The following is a 19010-nucleotide window of genomic DNA, read 5'->3' as shown; positions in this document are numbered from 1 at the left end:
ATTAATTTTGGAATAGTTTTTGGCTTCAAGATTTATATGAAAATTTTCCTATTCTTTTTATTATGTTTTCCTTGTTTTGCGTGGTCTCAGGTTTATGAGATTAGTCAGGATAGTATTCAGGATACCTATATTATTATCGAAGGAGATTCTGTGCCACGAAAAAGCATTGATTTAGATGAAGTTATGATTCTGAATAAAATCGATTTTGTCGATAAAAAGGAACATATTCAATACCTTATTCTTCGTAGAAAAACCCTTAAAGTTTATCCGTATGCTAAAATGGCTGCCGATCGTTTACAAGAACTCACTATAAGGTTAGAGAAATTAGGTGAAAATCGCGATAAAAAACGTTACACCAAGCAAGTACAAAGATATTTAGAGGATGAATTTTCGGCAGAATTAAAGAAAATGACACGTACCGAAGGTCAGATATTGGTTAAACTTATTCACAGACAAACCGGAACAACTGCCTTCGATTTAATAAAAGATTTAAGAAGTGGCTGGCGTGCATTTTGGTTTAATAGCACAGCGAGCATATTCGATATATCTTTAAAAGAAGAATTTGATCCCATGAACTCTAAGGAAGATTATTTTATTGAAGATATCTTGGAGCGAAATTTTCAGAATCAGCGTTTAGAACGTCAGAATTCAGTTTTAGATTTCGATTTTTATGAAGCAGAAAAAAAATGGAGCAAACGTTTAGTTACTGTGCCATTAAAACCTGTTAATCCTTCTAAAAAATGAAAATTCAATCGCCCTTCGAAGAAAAACTAAACACCATTACACATGCTATTGGTGCGGTTTTAGGAGTTTTAGGTTTGGCATTGTTAATTTATTATAACGAACAGAAAACGGGGTGGACCTTATTTAGTGTAGTGGTTTATGGCATATCACTAATCGTTTTATTTTCAGCTTCGGCTTTATATCACTATGTTTCTAATGAAAATAAAAAGTACTATTTAAGAATTGCCGACCACATTAGTATTTATCTTTTAATTGCGGGTACATATTCGCCTGTATTACTAATCTCTTTAGAACAGAGTTTAGGCTGGACCTTGTTTTTAGTTGTTTGGGGTATTGCAGGATTTGGATTGTTATTAAAACTTTTTTTTACAGGTAAGTTTGAAGTGTTTTCTACACTTTTATATTTAGTAATGGGCTGGCTTATTGTTTTCGATTTTTCTAACTTAGCAAAAGTGATAGGAGAAAATGGTGTGTATTTATTGTTTGCCGGAGGATTATTTTATACTGTGGGAATCATTTTCTACGCGATTGAAAAGATTCCTTATAACCACGTAATTTGGCATCTTTTTGTATTAGCAGGCGCCATCAGTCATTTTTTAATGATTTTTTTATATGTAATATAATGGTAATGGACGTTAATCGTCTTTTAAGATATCTGAGTAATCCTCGAAAAACGATTCGAATTTAGACATGTTTTCATTAAAAAACACCATAACCTCTTGCCAGGTGTTTTTATTATGAATAGATACTTTTTGATCTAACGGTACATAAATTCTTGAAATCTCCTTGCCGTTATCAAGTAAAAATTCTTCTTCAAAAATAGCTTCAGGTAAATAATCATCTCTTAAAATAGACTTTAAAGATTCTAATTTTTCCCAATGTTTAATTCTATTTTCTAAATCGTGTTCAACGTCTAAAGTCACAAAAGCCGATTTAGTATCGAAATGAAATTTAAAACTAAACCCTTTTATTTTGGTATCATAAAGTATCCATTTTCTTGGAAAAGACTTTCCAAAACTGGTCCAAAATAATTCTCTTAATTCTCTAGATTCTTCTTTGCTAAACATAAATTATATGGCATAAGCGGCTGCAACTCCCGCGAATATTGAAATGAGTTTGGTTAAATTAAATTTATGGTCCTCGTTACTTTCAAATAAAATGGTTGTCGAAATATGGAAAAATATCCCGATAACAAGGGCATTAATAAAATATATATAGTCTTCTACTAAACTTACATGGTTAGAAATAAACGTCCCAATAGGCGTCATTACAGCGAAAAATAAAAGGAAACCAAAGGTTTGAATCTTGCTATAATAAGACTGAATTAAAAACGTTGTAATTAAGGCCGCGATTGGGATTTTATGAATTAATACCCCATATACCATATCGTTGTGATGATGGATTGGAAAGCCTTCTAAAAAGCTATGAATACATAAACTAACAAATAATAACCAAGGAAATGTGGTGTCATGTTTATGTATGTGTACATGTCCGTGTTCTGCACCTTTAGAGAAGAATTCCAATATAATTTGTAACAAGATTCCAATCATAATAAACAGCCCGGTTTGTCGTGCTGGTAAATGATGATAGACCTCGGGAAGGAGCTCGAACAAAGTTAATGCTAATAAAAACGCACCACTAAACGACAGTAGCAACTTAGTGTTTATGATTTGCTTAGATTTACCCAAATAAGCTAAACCAACACCCAAGATTACGGCAACAAAAGGAAGTAGATACGAGTTCATTATTTAATAAGCATAACTAATCTATCTGATGTTTTAGCATCAAATTTCTGTAATTTATAATTTCCAAAAACTTCTAATAAGTGAACGCCTGCAGCTTCAAAAAGTGTTTCAAAATCTTTTAATGTAAAAGCTCTTACGCGTTCCTGATAGTTGTAATCTTCACCTTCAAAAGTAAAAGAGATGTCTTTAATAATATGGTTATCTTCAACATAGCGTTTTAAATGAAACGTAATGCCGTCTACAGTTTTAGTGTCTTCAGGAACCAAATTTGCAATAACATGGTCGGAATTCATAAAATCGATAACTCCAATGCCGTATTCGTTCAAATCACTTTTAATAGCTTTTATCGTGTTTAAATTATCTTCGTCTTTATCGAAATATCCAAAGCTGGTAAATAGATTAAAGACAGCATCAAAAGTTTCAGGAAATGGTTTACACATATCGTGAACTTCAAACTTTAAGGTGTCATTTTCAAATTGTTTGGCGTATTTAATACTATTTTCAGATAAATCTGCACCTGTAACATGATATCCTAAAGAATTTAAATACACAGAGTGACGTCCTTTTCCACATGCTAAATCGAGAATTTTACCTTGCTCTTCAATATTTAAATATTGTGTAAGATTATCCATGAATATTTGCGCTTCACGGTCGTCTCTATTTTTGTATAATATGTGGTAAAAAGGGCTGTCAAACCACGATACATACCAAGTTGTTTTATCTTTTATCATTTCTAAACTATGTAGGGTGCAAAAATACTGTATTTTTGTAATCTATTTAAAGTAAATAATGGAGAATAATTTTAAAATGGTTGCCAAGACCTTATTTGGCTTTGAAGAATTATTAGCAAAAGAATTAACTCAGTTAGGCGCACTTGATGTTGAAATGGGTGTAAGAAACGTGAGTTTTGTTGGGGATAAAGGCTTTATGTACAAAGCTAATTTAGGGTTAAGAACAGCTATAAAGATATTAAAACCTATACGAAGCTTTCGAGTAGTTACCGAGCAAGATATTTACGATAATGTCTATAAAATGCAATGGGAAGACTATCTAAAACCAACAGGGACACTAGCTATAGATGCCACAGTTAACTCTGATGTGTTTACGCATTCATTATATATTGCACAGAAAACTAAAGATGCCATAGTTGATAAATTTAGAAATACTACGGGTACAAGGCCTAATGTAGACTTGAAATTTCCAGATTTAAAGGTTAATATCCATATTGATAGACAAAAATGCACCATTTCTTTAGATAGTTCTGGGGATTCTTTACATAAACGTGGTTACAAAACGGCTACTAACATTGCACCTATAAACGAGGTTTTAGCAGCTGGATTAATTATGCATTCTGGTTGGGACGGACAAAGTGATTTTATGGATCCGATGTGTGGTTCTGGAACTATTTTAGTTGAAGCCGCAATGATTGCATGTAATATTCCGCCAAATTTAATGCGTAAGGAATTTGCTTTTGAGCGTTGGGAAGATTGGGATGTTGAGTTGTTTGAAAAGATAGAAACGTCGTTGTTATCTAAAACGCGTGATTTCCATCATAAAATAATGGGTTACGATAAATCACCTTCGGCTGTGACTAAAGCTTTAGAAAATGTGAAAAATGCACATTTAGAAGAATTTGTTTCTGTAAAGCATGAAGATTTCTTTAAAACTAGAAAATCTGGAAGTGAGAAATTACACATGTTATTTAATCCGCCTTATGGTGAACGATTAAATATTGAAATGGAAGAATTTTACGGAAGTATAGGGGATACGTTAAAGCAGAATTATCCTGGAACAGATGCTTGGTTAATTACATCTAACTTAGAAGCATTAAAGTGTGTGGGATTAAGACCATCAAGAAAAATAAAACTTTTTAATGCCAAATTAGAGTCACGTTTTGTAAAATATGTGATGTATGAAGGTAGTAAGAAAGCAAAAAAGCAAGTGTAAAACACTTGCTTTTTTTTATCAAAATTGAAAATACAATTATTTAAATGGTTTAAATTTAAATTTTTGACCTCCAACAGAAGCATCTGCCATTAATCCACCTTTAGTTTGTGTAAATACGGCTACACCTTCAGAATATTTTGCGTTAAAAGATTCTCCAGACTTGATTGCCGTTGCTGAAGCACCAGCATCAAACTTAAATTTACCTTTTTTAAATTCGTCTAATTCGGTATTGGTTTCAAAGAAAATAACTTCAATAATAGCTTCTCCTCCAGCTTGAAGTCCGATATTTATTTTTTTAAGACTCGCCATTCCTACCTTAGCACCACCTTTTTCGTAAACGACTCCATTACCAGAAGCACCACCAACAATAAATCCACCTTTACCTACATTAGGAAAAATAACGTATCCGGCAGCTTTATTAAAGAAATCTTTTAATGCTTCGTTACCATCCAATAAGGTTTGTTTGGCCATTTCTGCATCTTTAATAATTTCCTGATCCTTATCACTTTGTGCGCTTACAGTACATGCCATAAGCCCAATAGTGAATACCATTACTAATTTTTTTAAGTTGTTCATGATTTAATTCTTTTAGATTGTTTTTATAATTAATTGTACTTGAAAGTTAAGTATAATTTAATTACGTTTTTTGTGCAATCCACTGTTGTTTTAACTCGTATACAAAAAGTGTTGTAAGTTAAGTGATTGTAAAACAGTCTATTTGTCTTTTTTGTAAAGCGGAATTAAATACGAAATAGAGTAGCCGTACCCAAAGCCAAGTCCGATGCTATCATAAGTTTTATAAAATCCAGGGATATAGAGATTCTCGAAATTATCAGGTTCACTTTGTGCCAGTAATCCTTTAAATTCTATATGAGCTCCTAAATATAAATTGTTAGCGACTTCTACTTTAAGTCCTACAATTAGTTCTGCCCACAAGGCGTTTAACCCGTCGTAATCTTTAATATCTGTCGATGAAAATTGTGGTGTCCAATATTGATTTTCAGAATAAATAGAGTAACTATTCAGGGTCTGACTAAATGTACTTGCACCAATTCTAAATCCGCCATAAATCATGTTTTCCATGTCTAACCAATTACGGTAGGCATTATAATCTACTCCGACTTTAAAATAAGATCCTTTAGTTGTTGCATTATAAAAATCGTTGTACTCGGTGATGTTTTCTGCACCAAATTCTCCAGCGACGTAAATAAATTTAGTTAATCTATAATCTCCAACCACTTCAAAACCTTCATAATCATCTTCCAGAGCAGTTCGTAATAACTTACTTAATTCGATACCCACACGTAAACCGTATTTTTCTTTAATTGCAGTAGAATCTTGAACTACAGCTACTATGGTATCTGAAGTTGAAACTAAAGGCATTTCTGTTTGAGCGAAAAGCGTTCCACTAAAACAAAGTGATATAAAAAGTGTTTTAATGATATAATTTAAATTGTACTTCATTTTCATCCTCTACAGATTGGTTATCGTTTACTGAGCGTATTAATTCAATCCAATTTTCGTCGTCTTCCACTAGATTTATACTCACATTTCTATATACTGTTTTGTACCCACAGGCACGAGACACATAAACTTCTTCCATGTCGTATGTTATGGTAATAACATCTTCATTACCTGTTATGGTATCGTCAGAATCATCATCTGGTGTATCGTTATCATCATAAACATATTCTTTATATAAAGAATACTGAGTAACGTTTTCTGTGGTTTTTAAAGGCACCGCAATAGAATCGGTAGCTACAACATCGTAACCAGGGAGTACATCGTCGTTGCCAATACCTTGAACTCTTAAATTAGTTACGCTATTTAAAACATCGATATTAGGATTTGTTACGTCGTAAAACCGAATAATTAAACTTGGCGTTGTGGGCGTGTCGTTAGAGCAAATATCGTCTTTTTCACACCCAAAGAAACTCAGTGCGACTAAAAGAATAATGACAAATGAATATTTCATAAATGATCTATCTTTTTTCTAAAAGTACTATGTTTTCTACGTGATGTGTTTGTGGGAACATATCTACAGCTTGTATTCTAGTTACCTTATAAACGGCATCCATTAACGCTAAATCTCTAGCTTGGGTTGCGCTATTACAACTTACGTATACAATTTTTTCTGGCGATACATTTAATAACATTTGCACCACATCTTTATGCATTCCATCACGTGGCGGATCTGTTATTATAACATCTGGGTGCCCATGAGTTTTGATAAATTGGTCATTGAATACATTTTTCATATCACCAACATAAAAATCTACATTATCTATTTTATTAGCCTTTGCATTTTCTTTAGCCGCCATAATAGCATCTGGTACAGCTTCTACACCAACTACTTTTTTAGCATTTTTAGCAATAAATTGAGCTATTGTACCTGTACCGGTATACAAATCGTAAACCAATTCTTCTCCTGTTAATCCTGCGAAATCCCGAGTTAATTTATATAATTCGAACGCTTGATCGGAGTTGGTTTGGTAGAATGATTTAGCATTAATCTTAAACTTTAAGCCCTCCATTTCTTCGAAGATATGGTCACGACCATTAAAGCATATAATGTCCTGATCGTAAATGGTATCGTTCGCTTTTGTATTAATTACATAAAGTAAAGACGTGATTTCCGGGAATGTTTCAGCAAGGTAATTTAGTAATAATTCACGCTTTTCTTTGTCTTCTTTAAAGAATTGAATTAACACCATTAATTCTCCTGTAGATGCAGTACGTATCATTAAGGTACGTAACAATCCTGTTTGATTTCTAGTATTAAAGAATTCTAAATCATTTTCTACAGCGAAAGCACGTACTGAATTTCGAATAGCATTAGAAGGATCTGCTTGTAAATGACACTTATTAATATCTAAAATCTTATCCCACATTCCTGGAATATGAAATCCTAATGCATTTTTATCTTCTAAATTTATATCCGACTGAATTTCTTCTAACGTTAACCAACGGCTATCACTAAATGAAAATTCCATTTTGTTTCTGTAAAAATACTGTTCGGCCGATCCTAGAATAGGAGTCACCTCAGGCAATTCAATATGACCTAAACGGCGTAAGTTGTTTTCAGTTTCTTTCTGTTTGTAATGCAATTGCCATTTATAATCCATGTCTTGCCATTTACAACCACCACAAACGCCAAAATGTTCGCATTCTGGTGTGGTGCGTTTATCAGACAATTTATGATAAACGGTTGCTTTACCTTCATAATAAGCCTTACGCTTTTTATAGGTTTGAATATCTACGACATCGCCAGGTACTGCATTTGGCAAGAATATAACTGCTCCTTCTGGAGATTTTGCGATGGTTTTCCCTTTTGCTCCTGCATCAAGGACTTCTATATTTGTAAAAACTTGTTTTCTATTTCTTCTAGACATGGGGCAAAAATAAGGTGTTTTTAGCTTTTGTTTTGTATGTCTTCACATATTTTTTAGAAAAGGAATAAGATTTAAAATGAATATAATCTAGATTGATTTTAAAAATCTAACTATTTATTTCAATCCGCTTTTAATATTTAGTAATTTGCAAACAGTTTTATGGATGATTTCTCTCCATCTCAAAATTCATATATAATTAGAGACAAGGTAGGAATAGCTAAGTATCAATTTAAAATATATTAAAATGGCTGTTTTAAACCCATTAACTTCACAACAAGCAATAGACCTAGAAAATAAATATGGTGCACACAATTACCATCCACTTCCTGTGGTTTTAACTAAGGGAGAAGGTGTTTTTGTTTGGGATGTTGAAGGAAAAAAATATTACGACTTTTTATCTGCTTATTCTGCAGTAAACCAGGGACATTGTCATCCCAAAATTGTTGGAGCTATGATGGAGCAAGCACAACAATTAACATTAACGTCTCGCGCATTCCACAACGACATGTTGGGGAAATACGAAAAATTTGCATGCGAATATTTTGGTTTCGAAAAACTACTACCAATGAACACAGGAGCGGAAGCCGTAGAAACAGCGCTTAAATTGTGTAGAAAGTGGGCATACGAAGTTAAAGGTGTTGAAGAAAATGAAGCAGAAATAATTGTGTGTGAAAATAACTTTCACGGACGTACAACTACTATCATCTCGTTTTCTAATGATCCTATAGCTCGTAATAATTTTGGTCCATTTACCAATGGATTTATAAAAATTGAATACGACAATTTAAAGGAGTTAGAAGCTGCTTTAAAAAACAATCCCAATGTTGCAGGTTTCTTAGTAGAACCTATTCAAGGAGAAGCGGGAGTTTACGTGCCAAGCGAAGGTTATTTATCGAAAGCTAAGGCGTTGTGCGAAAAATACAATGTATTATTTATTGCAGACGAAGTGCAAACTGGTATTGCCCGAACTGGACAATTGTTAGCCGTAAATCATGAAAATGTAAAACCAGATTTATTAATCTTAGGTAAAGCATTAAGTGGAGGAGCGTATCCTGTAAGTGCTGTTCTAGCAGATAATGCCGTTATGGATGTTATTAAACCAGGAAACCACGGTAGTACCTTTGGAGGGAATCCAATTGCGGCAGCTGTTGCTATTGCCGCTTTAAATGTTGTAAAAGACGAAAATTTAGCTGAAAATGCTGAAACTTTGGGAAAACTTTTTAGAAGTGAATTAGATAAATATATAGAGACAAGTTCTATTGCCAATTTAGTAAGAGGAAAAGGATTATTAAATGCTATTGTAATAGATGAAGATGAAGACAGTGATACTGCTTGGAATATTTGTTTAGCACTTCGTGATAACGGTTTATTAGCAAAACCAACACATGGAAACATTATCCGATTTGCTCCACCTTTGGTAATAAATGAAGAACAATTGTTAGATTGTGTGTCTATTATTATAAAGACGTTGAAGCAATTTGAGAAATAATTCTTTTTGAGACATAAAATCAAAAAAGCGATTCTTTAAATAAAAGAATCGCTTTTTTTTATGTCTAGAACTTTTAGTTTTTTTCGATTATTTAAACCTCATACCGATTCTCATTCATAATGTCTTGAATTTGCTCAATTACTATTTCCCAATCTGCTGTAGAGACGGCGTAAATGGTATATAACAAATTTAAGGCGCATATAATTAAAATAATTAATGCTACCGTTTTGGCGTCACTCATACCTTTTACGTTGTCGTAATTCTCAGGATAAAGTGCAACTTCTTTTAATTTGGTGTGTGCCAAGTAAAATGCGATTCCAGCAGGGATAACACCTAAACCACCAAAGCAACAGCATAAAAGACCTAATCCGGCAAGTACATATATTGCTGTGGTTTTTAAATAAATTCTTTCCATAGTATTAATTAAGGTTAGTAGTTGATAGTTTTATAAAATAACTGGTTATAATAATAACAATATTAATAATAAATAGCCATTTTTTTATAGCTTCTTGATGCTTAAAAGTTCTAAAAATATTAACCATTATAAATACAGCTAAAATTATTAGCGTATAAATGGCTGGATACATTTTAAACGCTTCTATTAATTCACCATTAAAAATTAAGGATATAGAACGTTGTAGTCCGCAACCCAAGCAGTCGTAGCCAAATAGTTTTTTAGTAAGACATGGTAACATGTAATCTTCTATAGAAGACATATAGGTTTAATTTTTGCTTTGCAAATATAGTATTATGCATTTTATACGTAAGAAAATGAAACTACTTTATTAAAAATTGTAATTTTGATTTTTAATTCGAAATTCAAATTATGAAAACGTCTCAATCATTAAATTATATCTTAGTTGTTTTCGGAATTCTTGTGGCTATGTATGCCAAAGTAGACGATTCCGAAAATACGTATCTCTTAATTTTAGGTATATGCAGTTTGTTATATGGCGCATTTAAAATATCGCAAACCATACCGAGTAAGACAGAAAAGGAAGACGAAATTAATACAGAAGATGAATAATATGAGCTTTAAGAAAGGAGATACCATCTCGGTTTTAGATGAAGATATATCTGGCACAGTTTTAAAAGCTGAAGGCACTACAATTTCTGTGGAAACTGAGGATGGATTTGTTTTAAATTTTGAAGCTCACGAACTTATTAAAATTAAATCGGAAAAAGAATTGGAATCCGATTTGTTATTTAACAACCCTACGTCTTATGTCATTTCAGAAAAGGAAGAATATAAGCCTAGAAAATCTGTGCGTGTGAAACCTAAAGAGCGTTTTGAACCCACGATGGAAGTCGATTTACACATTCATAATCTCACCAAATCGACACGAAATATGGGGAACTACGATATGCTGACATTACAATTGGATACAGCGAAACATAAGTTAGAGTTCGCTATGAAAAATAGAATTCAAAAGGTCGTGTTTATTCATGGCGTAGGAGAAGGGGTGTTAAAAATGGAATTAGAATACCTATTTAATCATTATGATAACTTGAAGTATTACGATGCTAATTATCAAAAATATGGTGTTGGCGCTACCGAAGTTTATATTTTTCAGAATGTAAAATAATTATACTTCCTTAAATTAATATATAATGGTTACACAAAGGTTAGTTTCTAACTTTGATACAATTTTCAGAGCAAAAGCATATTTTTTTCTTAAAAAGTCAATTTGGAAATATTTATTATTTACACTTATTATGGGATATGCTCTGCCTATAAACGAGCTAAGTCCTATAAGTTCTGGTCTAATATATTTTGTTGCTGTTATGATTTTACTTTGGCCCTTGCAATATTTAAGTGCTAAACGCTTTAGTAAGTTAATTAATTTTGATGCTATAGTAGAGTTTAATGAACAGGAAATTAAGCTAAATCATAATAATAGTAACACTGTTGAAGTTAAGGATTGGAATTGGGTAAGAGTTATAGAAATAAAAAAAGAACGCATTTGGTTAACATTAAACGAAGCTAGACCTTTTGCTATTTCGATACCCAAATCAAAATTATCTCAATCTGAAATCGAGTTTTTTAAATCTAAAAAATAAAAATACAGCCTTTAATTTTTGAAGCAGTTGCGTAAATATTTTCTGTTTCAGTTGATTGTTTCCTTAAATTAAATAAAAAAAGCGACCATATTTTAAAACATGGTCGCTTCTTCTTATAAGATAATTTTATTTATTCTTTAATCTCTTTTACGCTGTCATCAGACACACAACTAAATAAGCATTTCTGTTTTATGAGGTTAGAAACCCCTTCAGGTAACATGGTTTCCCATCCTGGTTCGTTATTCGCAATCATTCGTAACACCTCTCTAGAAAACACAGAAAGGATGGTTTGGTCGTAATCTGCAATATCTACCACTTTACCGTTGTATTTAAAGAATTTGTACAATTCTTTCATACGTGGGTGAACTTTTAAGTTTTCACTATCTGTTAAGTGTCCGTTCTCATCCGTCATCGGATACAGATAAACACGAAGATCTTTAAAGAATAATTTTCCGAAAGCTTCCAGGATACCACCACTTAAATGGCGGTAATATTTTTCATCGAATATATCGACTAAATTATTTACTCCCATAGCTAGTCCCATACGGTTCTTAGTATACTGAGAGAAGTATTCTACTAATTTATAATACTCTTGAAAATTAGATATTAATACCGTTTGCCCTAAAGAACATAACAATTTTGCTCGATCTAAGAAATCTTGTTCGTCAATTTCACCTTCGGCACGTAAATTAGATAAGGTAATTTCAAAAATAACCTGGGTGTTATTCTCATCCACCTTATTCTCTTTAATAAACATTTCGTACGACTTATGATACATGTCCATGTTCACTTTCGTTACTGGTCTATAACTACCACGAAGTGCCAAAATGTTTTTCTTATAAAGAATACGAGCAGGTAAAACGTTATTTCCAGCCGGATCAAACATAACAGCATCCGTCATGCCATTTTTTACCAATTGCAAACTCATTAAACGATTGTCTACATTTTCAAAAATGGGTCCAGAGAAATTAATAGTATCAATTTCAATCTGATCTTTATCTAAGTGATCGTATAAATAACGCAGTAATTTTTTAGGCTCATTATATTTATAGAATGCGCCATAAATTAGGTTTGTTCCTAAAACACCAAGGGTTTCTTGTTGCAGTCTGGCATCCGATTCTTTAAATCGAAGGTGCAATGAAATTTGGTTGTATTCTTGGTCTGGTTCTACTTGATATCGTATACCCACCCAACCGTGGCCTTTAAATTGTTTTGCAAAATCGATTGTTGTTACCGTATTCGCAAACGAAAAGAACATTTTATTAGGATGCTTATCTCTAGTAATTCGTTCTTCAATTAAACGAATTTCATGATCCAGCATTTTCATTAAACGCGCCTCGGTTACATATCTACCATCTTTTTCAACTCCATAAACAGCATCACTAAACGACTTATCGTAAGCAGACATGGCTTTTGCTATAGTTCCTGAAGCACCACCAGCCCTAAAGAAATGACGAACGGTTTCTTGTCCTGCACCAATCTCAGCAAACGTACCATAAATATTTTCGTTTAAATTAATTCGAAGTGCTTTCGTTTTTAGTGAAGGTATGTCATTAACTTTTCTGTCTCCTTTTAGGGTGATTTCCATGTTTAAATGTAGATTTGTATGTGTTTAACAAAGATATCAAAATAGCCTACTTAACAAAAAAATAACCATATTTTTGTACTAAATTTTTACACTTTTGAAAATCACTTTTTTAGGTACCGGAACATCGCAGGGCATCCCAATAATAGGGAGCAAACATCCTGTTTGCTTAAGTGAAGACCCTCGAGATAAACGACTTCGCGTCTCTGTTTTAATCGAATGGGATAATTATTGTTATGTTGTAGATTGTGGCCCCGATTTTAGGCAACAAATGTTAAGTAACGCTGTCGAAAAAATAGACGGTATTTTATTTACCCACGAACACTCAGATCACACCGCGGGCTTAGACGATATTCGTCCGTTTTTCTTTCGTCAAGGAGATATAGACCTGTATGCTCACCAACGGGTTTTTAAGGAATTAAAAAAACGTTTTGATTATATTTTCACTACAGAAAACAAATATCCTGGCGCACCTAGCGTAGATGCTCATGTAATTACAAACACACCTTTTAATATTGGTAATATAGAGGTGGTTCCTATAAACGGGCAACATTTTAAGTTACAAGTATTCGGATTCAGGTTTCAGGATTTTGCTTATTTAACAGATATGAAAACGGTAGAAGAAGAAGAAATTGAGAAGTTAAAAGGGGTTAAAGTTTTAGTTATTAACGCCCTTAGAAAAGAACCACATATCTCACATTTTAATTTAGATGAAGCATTAGACTTTATTAATAAAGTAAAACCCGAACGCGCATATTTAACTCATATTAGTCATTTGTTGGGCTTTCACGAAACCGTTCAAAACGAATTACCAAACAACGTATTTTTAGCATACGATAATCTCCAAATTACAATATAATGAAGCAAAAAATATTCATGTACCTGTTTATATTTTCAGTACTTCTAATTTTATTTCAATATGTAAATTCGAAAAATGTATTCGAGGATGACATACGAACTATCGAAAAAAGTAAAGCTAGGGTTGAAATGTTGACCGATTCTATAGCGGTTTTAAACGATAAGAATTTAGATTTATCCTATTTTAATATCGAACACAATGAAGATGCCTATACCTATTTTGAAAATAAAGGTTTAGATGTCCCTGCCTTAATTCCTTTTATTAAAGACGAAATTTACAAGCAAAACGTAAAAGGAGGAAATCCTTTAATTCCGTATGCAGCCAATGAAGGCAAGTCGATGCTGATAAATTCTATTAAAATTCTTAATCATAAATGGATTATCACAGATTTTTCCGACGGTGTTTTTTGGGGAGAACTACTTATTAAATACGAAGTCATTAATCAGAACGACGTAAATTTTGAAGTTATAGATTCTTTATTGTATCCGCTTCAGTAATACATTACAACGTTTTATAACAAATCTAAAAGTGTCTTGAACGTCATATGGCTTATGATTTTCAAGACACTTTTAATTTTAAACTATCTAATGCTTATATTTTGGACTAGTCTCAATAAATATTATTAGGTAGATTATGATTTTCCTTTGTTCAAGGATTTATAATAATCATAGAAAAAAGCAAAAGTTATAGTAGACCAAATTAGTCTATAAAGCCAAATATTTAATTCGAAAGTTAACATTCTACCCGTTGTGGCAGAGCTAAAAAAGCTATAAACAACTTGTATTAAAGCTATAATACCTAAAACTAAAGAGAATGTTTTGTTTTTCATAGTTATATTTATAATTTACAATTTCTATTTTAGTGCTTAAATTAATTTAGATAACCATTGCTTTAAGTCATAGAAATTTTGTGGCGCTACACCATGTCCAACGGGATATTCTTTATAGTCGTGTTTAACCTCTAAGTCTTCTAATATTCCAGGCGTTTTTCTGGCCCAATCGACAGGAATCACTTGATCTACACTTCCGTGAGAGCAGAAAAAATTTAAATGTTTGTAATCTTCAGAATTATGGTTTTTAGGAATAATTTCTAAATTAATATAACCGCTTAAAGCAATAATATTGTTTACTTTTTCAGGATAAGTTAATGCCACGGCATAACTTAATATACTACCTTGACTAAATCCTAAAAGTGTAACATTATCATTATTCACTGGATAACTATCTACAGCTTCATCTATAAATTTTGAAATTAAATCTCTAGAAGTTCGGGCTTGGTCGTCGTCGCTCCATTTGCCATTTACTTCATCAAAATTAATAGCGTACCAAGCATTTCCGTAAGGTTGCATGGCGAAAGGCGCACGTACCGAAATTATAAAAAGTTCTTCCGGTAATTCTGATGCAAACGAAAACAAATCGTTTTCGTCGCTTCCATAACCGTGAAACATGATTAAAAGTGGTGCGTTTTCCCTTAATGTTGAAGGTCTTGTAATATGATATAAACTAAGGTCTTTCATTTATCTAACGTTTTTAAACCATTCTTGAAAATGTTCTCCTACATAGGGAACCAATTTAGCTTCTCCTTTAATCGCATGAAAAAAGGCATAAAACCAACAAAACGCGGTAGCTATCCAACATAATGTACCAACCCAGCTGTTTAGGTATTCTTCAATTAAATTAGATACTAATAACATGATTAGTAATCCTAACATTTGTCTGATATGAAAAGACGTAAACGGATTACGTTTTTCAAGATTCATTATTACGGCTATAATTAATCCGATAAAAGTTAAATAACATACAATAGCTAAAGTCTTACCTTCATTTACAGTCTGGTTTATCATTATTTTTGATTTAAAATAAGTTGATTATTATTAAGAATTCCGTAGGCTTTTCCTTTCAATTTGGCACCTTCGAAAATGGCATTTTTAGATTTTGAGAGTATATGCTCTTTACCAAATGTATATTTAAGGTCTGGATTAAATAACGTTATGTTGGCAGAATTTCCAATAGCTATAGGAGTGCCATCTGTACTAAAACGTTGTTTTCCTTTAGTTAAAATATCGACTGTTTTCTTTAACGAAAAGATAGTTTGCAAGGCACCAAAAGCGCTTTCCAATCCAATAGTTCCATAAGCCGCATAATCGAATTCTACTTTCTTTTCTTCGATGTTAAATGGGTTATGATCGCTAGTAACCATATCAATAGTGCCATCTTTTACACCTTCAATTAACGCATCTATATCACTCTGAATACGGAGTGGTGGTAACACTTTAAAATGGGTGTTGAAATCGTTTAATGCACTATCGTCAAAAAATAAATTATGAATGGCCACACTACAACTTATATCTAGTTTTTTAGCTTTCGCTTCACGAATAAGTGCTACTGACTTTGCTGTAGATATGGTAGGAATATGAAGTTTACCGCCAGTATATTCCAATAAAAATAAATCCCGAGCAATTTGTAATTCTTCGGCGATAGAAGGAATCCCTTTTAAGCCTAAAGATGTACTAGTTACATGTTCATTCATTACACCTTTTCCTGCAATTTTATTGTCTTGCGGAAACGAACATACCAATCCGTTAAAATTACTAGCATACTGCAAAGCAATTTTCATAAGATTAGCATTAGTAATGGGTTTCATATAATCGTAATACGCTACGGCTCCAGCATTTTTCATGTCGTATAACTCGGCTAAATCTACACCTTCACTTTCTCGAGTTAATGCTCCTATAGGCAATAATGTTACAGCGTTGTTGTTAGATTTGCTAGTTACAAAAACAATATCACTATTGGTATCTATTACGGGATGGCTATTTGCATTCATGGCCACTGTTGAAAAACCAGAATATGCTGCTGTTTTTAATCCGTTTGCTATAGTATCACGCTGTTCTAAGCCCGGTTCTCCAAAACTTACACTGCTATCAAACCAACCTTGAGAGACATGAAGATTATCTAGTGAGATTTCGTTGTAGTTTTTAGGGTTTTCTAAAGATTTTCCAATGTTGGAAATACTGCCTTTTTCTACTAAAATATCTAGAGTTTGGTTATGAAACTCACTTTTAGTATCAATTATAGTAGCAGATTTTATAATTACGTTCATTTAAAAAATTTTAAGATGAGCATTTCAATAATCAAAAAGGCTAGTGCAAAAATAGTAAACCATTTCCATAGCTCATTAATTTTTGTATTACTTTTTAAAGTGTCGAAAAGGCTCGGTATAGAATCACTGATAGTTACATTTTTAAGTGTTGAAAGCTCCTGATATGCTAAATTGCTTTCGTCGCGATTGTAGTTAAAACTGATATTTTTTATGGTGTTTAATTTGTTTTCTATATTAAATATTCCTGCAGATTCAGGTCGCTCTTTTGTAATTACACTCACTTTATTATTAAAATAGTGTTGTCGCGGAATAAACTGTTCTTGCTCATTTCTTATTGAAATAATATCGTCTTGATGTAATGACACATCCACATCAAAGCTGTTTTGAGTTCCGATAGTGTAGTACAGTTTTGGATGCTGTAAACTGCTCACTGCCATTTTATAAAACGAAGGCACAATGAGTGCCCAACTTTTAAAATTGGAGGCTTCAGCATTTATTGGAGATGTAAATAGAAAGACATTCGAGAATTGTGATAAAAATGGTTTGCTGTCTTCAAAACTTAAAGCAATACTTCCTGTATTCTGACTGAGATTAAAATATTGATTCACTTTAGGGTATTGAAAATTTTTAACTTGTTTTTCAAAGACATCACTCTTGTAAATAGGGTGAGCATAATTTATGGTAGTTATTCGCTTTTCAGATTTTATTAGCGATTCAAACTTAGCATTGTAGTTATTAAGTAATGTATTGTAAGCGTTTATATTAGATTGTTCTGAAGGAATTATAATTAAATTTCCGCCTTGATCTGTAAACGATTTCAGACTATTTATAAGATTTGCCGGTATATCTTTGAGCTCATTTAAAACAATGGTATTTTGATTTTCAATGAGGTTATAATCTAATTGATTTGCAGAAACCGAAGTGAATTTAAATTCGTCTTCAGAATAAATTTTACTCAAATACTGGTCATCGCCCTCAGATATGCTTAAAACGCTAACTTTAGATGGTGTATTAATATTAAAGTATAAGGTGTTGTCAAATTGCAGTCCCGTATCTTCAATACTAAAGGTTCCGTTTATTATGTCTTTACTTGGCACGGTAAACTGGACCTTGGCTTGTTCGGTAAAAGTCACTGCCGACTTAGCTATTAATTTGTCGTTGTTATGTAATGCGATAGATAAATTCTCTACAGGAACTCCAAAGTTTTTTAAAGTTAATGTGAGTTCTGTTTGCGACGGACTATTTTTAGAGATAAACACGCTGTCTAAAGCGATGTTATTTGTATTTGCCGGTTTTAATTGTACTAAATTAACCTGAGTTGTAGAATCAGCCTCAGCAGTAAAAGGTTCTTTCATTTGCTGAAAATCTGATATAAATATAAGTTGTTTATGCTGAGTTGAAGTGGCGTTGAATAAGGACTTACTTTTTAAAAGTGCGGCCTTATAAGATAACGGATTGGACGCATAAGGTAATTGTAATAATTCCTTTTTTAAGGCTTTTATAGAGGTGTTCTTAAACACTGCATTATGCGTTACTAAAGTCAAAGTTTTGTCAAAATCGGCTTCAGAAATTAAATCTTGTACGGCGCGTTTTAATAAATCACCTTGAGGTCCTTTTTGTTGTAAACTAAAGGAATTATCTAAGAATATAACTGTGTCTTTAGCGGTTTGAACACTGTTTTTATTCGCTGTAAAGGGTTGCGCAAAGGCAAGAATTATGCAGGCTAAAAGTAATAAACGAGTAAGTAAAGTGAGCCACTTTTTAATTTGAGAACTTTTTCGGGTTTGTTGCGAAACTGTTTTTAAAATGGCAACATTGGTAAAGGCTTCTTTTTTAAAGCGTCGGAGCTGAAATAAATGAATAATAATAGGAATAAGTAATAAAAATAGAGCGTAAAGAAGTTCTGGGTGTTTAAACTGCATTCCTAAAATATGTTTGTCAAAGATAATAATTGCATGCAGAATTAATAAGAATATTTTAAAATTCAATCAAAAAATTAGTTTTGACTAGATTTATCCCAATTTCTTTTAACAAAACGTTATATTCATTTTTTTGTAACAGATTGTACCTTTGATATACATATAGA

The 19010-nt window shown here is 32.4% G+C and carries 23 protein-coding genes; 9 read left to right on the top strand and 14 right to left on the bottom strand.

Features of this window, described 5'->3' with window-relative positions; genetic code table 11:
- Positions 1 to 36: 36 nt before the first annotated feature.
- Together AC0UBM_RS04280 and trhA are read left to right on the top strand one after the other, a co-directional pair.
- Complete coding sequence (locus AC0UBM_RS04280) at positions 37 to 744, top strand: DUF4294 domain-containing protein (RefSeq protein WP_475687769.1); 708 nt, start codon at positions 37 to 39, stop codon at positions 742 to 744.
- Complete coding sequence (gene trhA / locus AC0UBM_RS04275; protein WP_475687768.1) at positions 741 to 1367, top strand: PAQR family membrane homeostasis protein TrhA; 627 nt, start codon at positions 741 to 743, stop codon at positions 1365 to 1367. Before AC0UBM_RS04280 ends, trhA begins: the two co-directional genes overlap by 4 nt.
- A 12-nt stretch (positions 1368 to 1379) precedes the next feature.
- Here the strand turns inward: trhA and AC0UBM_RS04270 are convergent, their stop codons facing one another.
- The 3 genes from AC0UBM_RS04270 to AC0UBM_RS04260 are packed head-to-tail and all read right to left on the bottom strand — an operon-like array spanning position 1380 to position 3220.
- Positions 1380 to 1811: a DUF4268 domain-containing protein gene (locus AC0UBM_RS04270; protein WP_475687767.1), complete on the bottom strand. Its 432-nt coding sequence runs from the start codon at positions 1809 to 1811 to the stop codon at positions 1380 to 1382.
- Positions 1812 to 1814: 3 nt separating this feature from the next.
- The gene (locus tag AC0UBM_RS04265; protein ID WP_475687766.1) at positions 1815 to 2489 is read right to left on the bottom strand and encodes a ZIP family metal transporter; all 675 of its coding nucleotides are present in this window, start codon (positions 2487 to 2489) and stop codon (positions 1815 to 1817) included.
- Complete coding sequence (locus AC0UBM_RS04260) at positions 2489 to 3220, bottom strand: class I SAM-dependent methyltransferase (RefSeq protein ID WP_414034371.1); 732 nt, start codon at positions 3218 to 3220, stop codon at positions 2489 to 2491. The genes AC0UBM_RS04265 and AC0UBM_RS04260 overlap by 1 nt, the downstream gene beginning before the upstream one ends.
- Positions 3221 to 3278: 58 nt before the next feature.
- Here AC0UBM_RS04260 and AC0UBM_RS04255 point away from each other — a divergent pair, with 58 nt between their 5' ends.
- Positions 3279 to 4436, top strand: a complete 1158-nt coding sequence (locus AC0UBM_RS04255; RefSeq protein WP_475687765.1) for a THUMP domain-containing class I SAM-dependent RNA methyltransferase — start codon at positions 3279 to 3281, stop codon at positions 4434 to 4436.
- A gap of 36 nt (positions 4437 to 4472) precedes the next feature.
- On the opposite strand, the gene AC0UBM_RS04250 is transcribed toward AC0UBM_RS04255, so the two are convergent.
- The 4 genes from AC0UBM_RS04250 to rlmD all read right to left on the bottom strand — a co-directional run bounded on the left by AC0UBM_RS04250 (position 4473) and on the right by rlmD (position 7828).
- A complete protein-coding gene (locus AC0UBM_RS04250; protein ID WP_475687764.1) occupies positions 4473 to 5012 on the bottom strand; it encodes a lipid-binding SYLF domain-containing protein in 540 nt (179 codons plus the stop codon).
- A gap of 138 nt (positions 5013 to 5150) precedes the next feature.
- Positions 5151 to 5900, bottom strand: a complete 750-nt coding sequence (locus AC0UBM_RS04245) for a DUF6048 family protein (RefSeq protein WP_475687763.1) — start codon at positions 5898 to 5900, stop codon at positions 5151 to 5153.
- Positions 5872 to 6411: a DUF6452 family protein gene (locus AC0UBM_RS04240; RefSeq protein ID WP_475687762.1), complete on the bottom strand. Its 540-nt coding sequence runs from the start codon at positions 6409 to 6411 to the stop codon at positions 5872 to 5874. Before AC0UBM_RS04240 ends, AC0UBM_RS04245 begins: the two co-directional genes overlap by 29 nt.
- Positions 6412 to 6418: 7 nt before the next feature.
- Positions 6419 to 7828, bottom strand: coding sequence for a 23S rRNA (uracil(1939)-C(5))-methyltransferase RlmD (gene rlmD, locus AC0UBM_RS04235; RefSeq protein WP_475687761.1), 1410 nt, complete (start codon positions 7826 to 7828; stop codon positions 6419 to 6421).
- A 244-nt stretch (positions 7829 to 8072) separates the two neighbouring features.
- Here rlmD and rocD point away from each other — a divergent pair, with 244 nt between their 5' ends.
- Positions 8073 to 9317, top strand: coding sequence for an ornithine--oxo-acid transaminase (gene rocD / locus AC0UBM_RS04230; protein WP_475687760.1), 1245 nt, complete (start codon positions 8073 to 8075; stop codon positions 9315 to 9317).
- Between the two features lie 91 nt (positions 9318 to 9408).
- On the opposite strand, the gene AC0UBM_RS04225 is transcribed toward rocD, so the two are convergent.
- Positions 9409 to 9732, bottom strand: a complete 324-nt coding sequence (locus tag AC0UBM_RS04225; RefSeq protein WP_475687759.1) for a CCC motif membrane protein — start codon at positions 9730 to 9732, stop codon at positions 9409 to 9411.
- 4 nt (positions 9733 to 9736) lie between these two features.
- On the bottom strand, positions 9737 to 10033 hold the full coding sequence (locus AC0UBM_RS04220) for a DUF2752 domain-containing protein (RefSeq protein ID WP_434035928.1): 297 nt from the start codon (positions 10031 to 10033) through the stop codon (positions 9737 to 9739).
- Positions 10034 to 10143: 110 nt separating this feature from the next.
- Here AC0UBM_RS04220 and AC0UBM_RS04215 point away from each other — a divergent pair, with 110 nt between their 5' ends.
- From AC0UBM_RS04215 to AC0UBM_RS04205, 3 genes are read left to right on the top strand one after another with little or no spacing between them, the layout of a single operon-like run.
- Complete coding sequence (locus AC0UBM_RS04215; RefSeq protein ID WP_414034380.1) at positions 10144 to 10344, top strand: hypothetical protein; 201 nt, start codon at positions 10144 to 10146, stop codon at positions 10342 to 10344.
- 1 nt (position 10345) lies between these two features.
- The gene (locus tag AC0UBM_RS04210; protein ID WP_475687758.1) at positions 10346 to 10903 is read left to right on the top strand and encodes a Smr/MutS family protein; all 558 of its coding nucleotides are present in this window, start codon (positions 10346 to 10348) and stop codon (positions 10901 to 10903) included.
- A 25-nt stretch (positions 10904 to 10928) separates the two neighbouring features.
- Positions 10929 to 11378 (top strand): hypothetical protein, encoded by a 450-nt coding sequence (locus AC0UBM_RS04205; protein WP_475687757.1) that lies wholly within the window; start codon positions 10929 to 10931, stop codon positions 11376 to 11378.
- A gap of 130 nt (positions 11379 to 11508) precedes the next feature.
- On the opposite strand, the gene AC0UBM_RS04200 is transcribed toward AC0UBM_RS04205, so the two are convergent.
- Complete coding sequence (locus AC0UBM_RS04200; protein WP_414034383.1) at positions 11509 to 12966, bottom strand: TonB-dependent receptor; 1458 nt, start codon at positions 12964 to 12966, stop codon at positions 11509 to 11511.
- Positions 12967 to 13060: 94 nt separating this feature from the next.
- Here AC0UBM_RS04200 and AC0UBM_RS04195 point away from each other — a divergent pair, with 94 nt between their 5' ends.
- Positions 13061 to 13822 (top strand): MBL fold metallo-hydrolase, encoded by a 762-nt coding sequence (locus AC0UBM_RS04195; RefSeq protein ID WP_475687756.1) that lies wholly within the window; start codon positions 13061 to 13063, stop codon positions 13820 to 13822.
- Positions 13822 to 14319: a hydrolase gene (locus tag AC0UBM_RS04190; RefSeq protein WP_434035932.1), complete on the top strand. Its 498-nt coding sequence runs from the start codon at positions 13822 to 13824 to the stop codon at positions 14317 to 14319. Before AC0UBM_RS04195 ends, AC0UBM_RS04190 begins: the two co-directional genes overlap by 1 nt.
- A 368-nt stretch (positions 14320 to 14687) precedes the next feature.
- Here AC0UBM_RS04190 and AC0UBM_RS04185 read toward each other — a convergent pair whose 3' ends face one another.
- Genes AC0UBM_RS04185 through AC0UBM_RS04170 form a run of 4 tightly spaced genes read right to left on the bottom strand, consistent with a single transcriptional unit; the run spans position 14688 to position 18912 of the window.
- The gene (locus AC0UBM_RS04185; protein WP_475687755.1) at positions 14688 to 15338 is read right to left on the bottom strand and encodes an alpha/beta hydrolase; all 651 of its coding nucleotides are present in this window, start codon (positions 15336 to 15338) and stop codon (positions 14688 to 14690) included.
- A complete protein-coding gene (locus AC0UBM_RS04180; RefSeq protein WP_414034387.1) occupies positions 15339 to 15665 on the bottom strand; it encodes a DUF4870 domain-containing protein in 327 nt (108 codons plus the stop codon). It lies immediately after the preceding gene.
- Positions 15665 to 16924, bottom strand: coding sequence for a dihydroorotase (locus AC0UBM_RS04175; RefSeq protein ID WP_475687754.1), 1260 nt, complete (start codon positions 16922 to 16924; stop codon positions 15665 to 15667). The genes AC0UBM_RS04180 and AC0UBM_RS04175 overlap by 1 nt, the downstream gene beginning before the upstream one ends.
- Positions 16921 to 18912: a BatA domain-containing protein gene (locus AC0UBM_RS04170; protein ID WP_475687753.1), complete on the bottom strand. Its 1992-nt coding sequence runs from the start codon at positions 18910 to 18912 to the stop codon at positions 16921 to 16923. The genes AC0UBM_RS04175 and AC0UBM_RS04170 overlap by 4 nt, the downstream gene beginning before the upstream one ends.
- Positions 18913 to 19010 lie beyond the last annotated feature (98 nt).

The organism is Formosa sp. F44 (genome assembly GCF_056238645.1).
The sequence above is the reverse complement of the archived record's forward strand: the minus strand, read 5'-3'. Positions and strand labels throughout refer to the sequence as shown.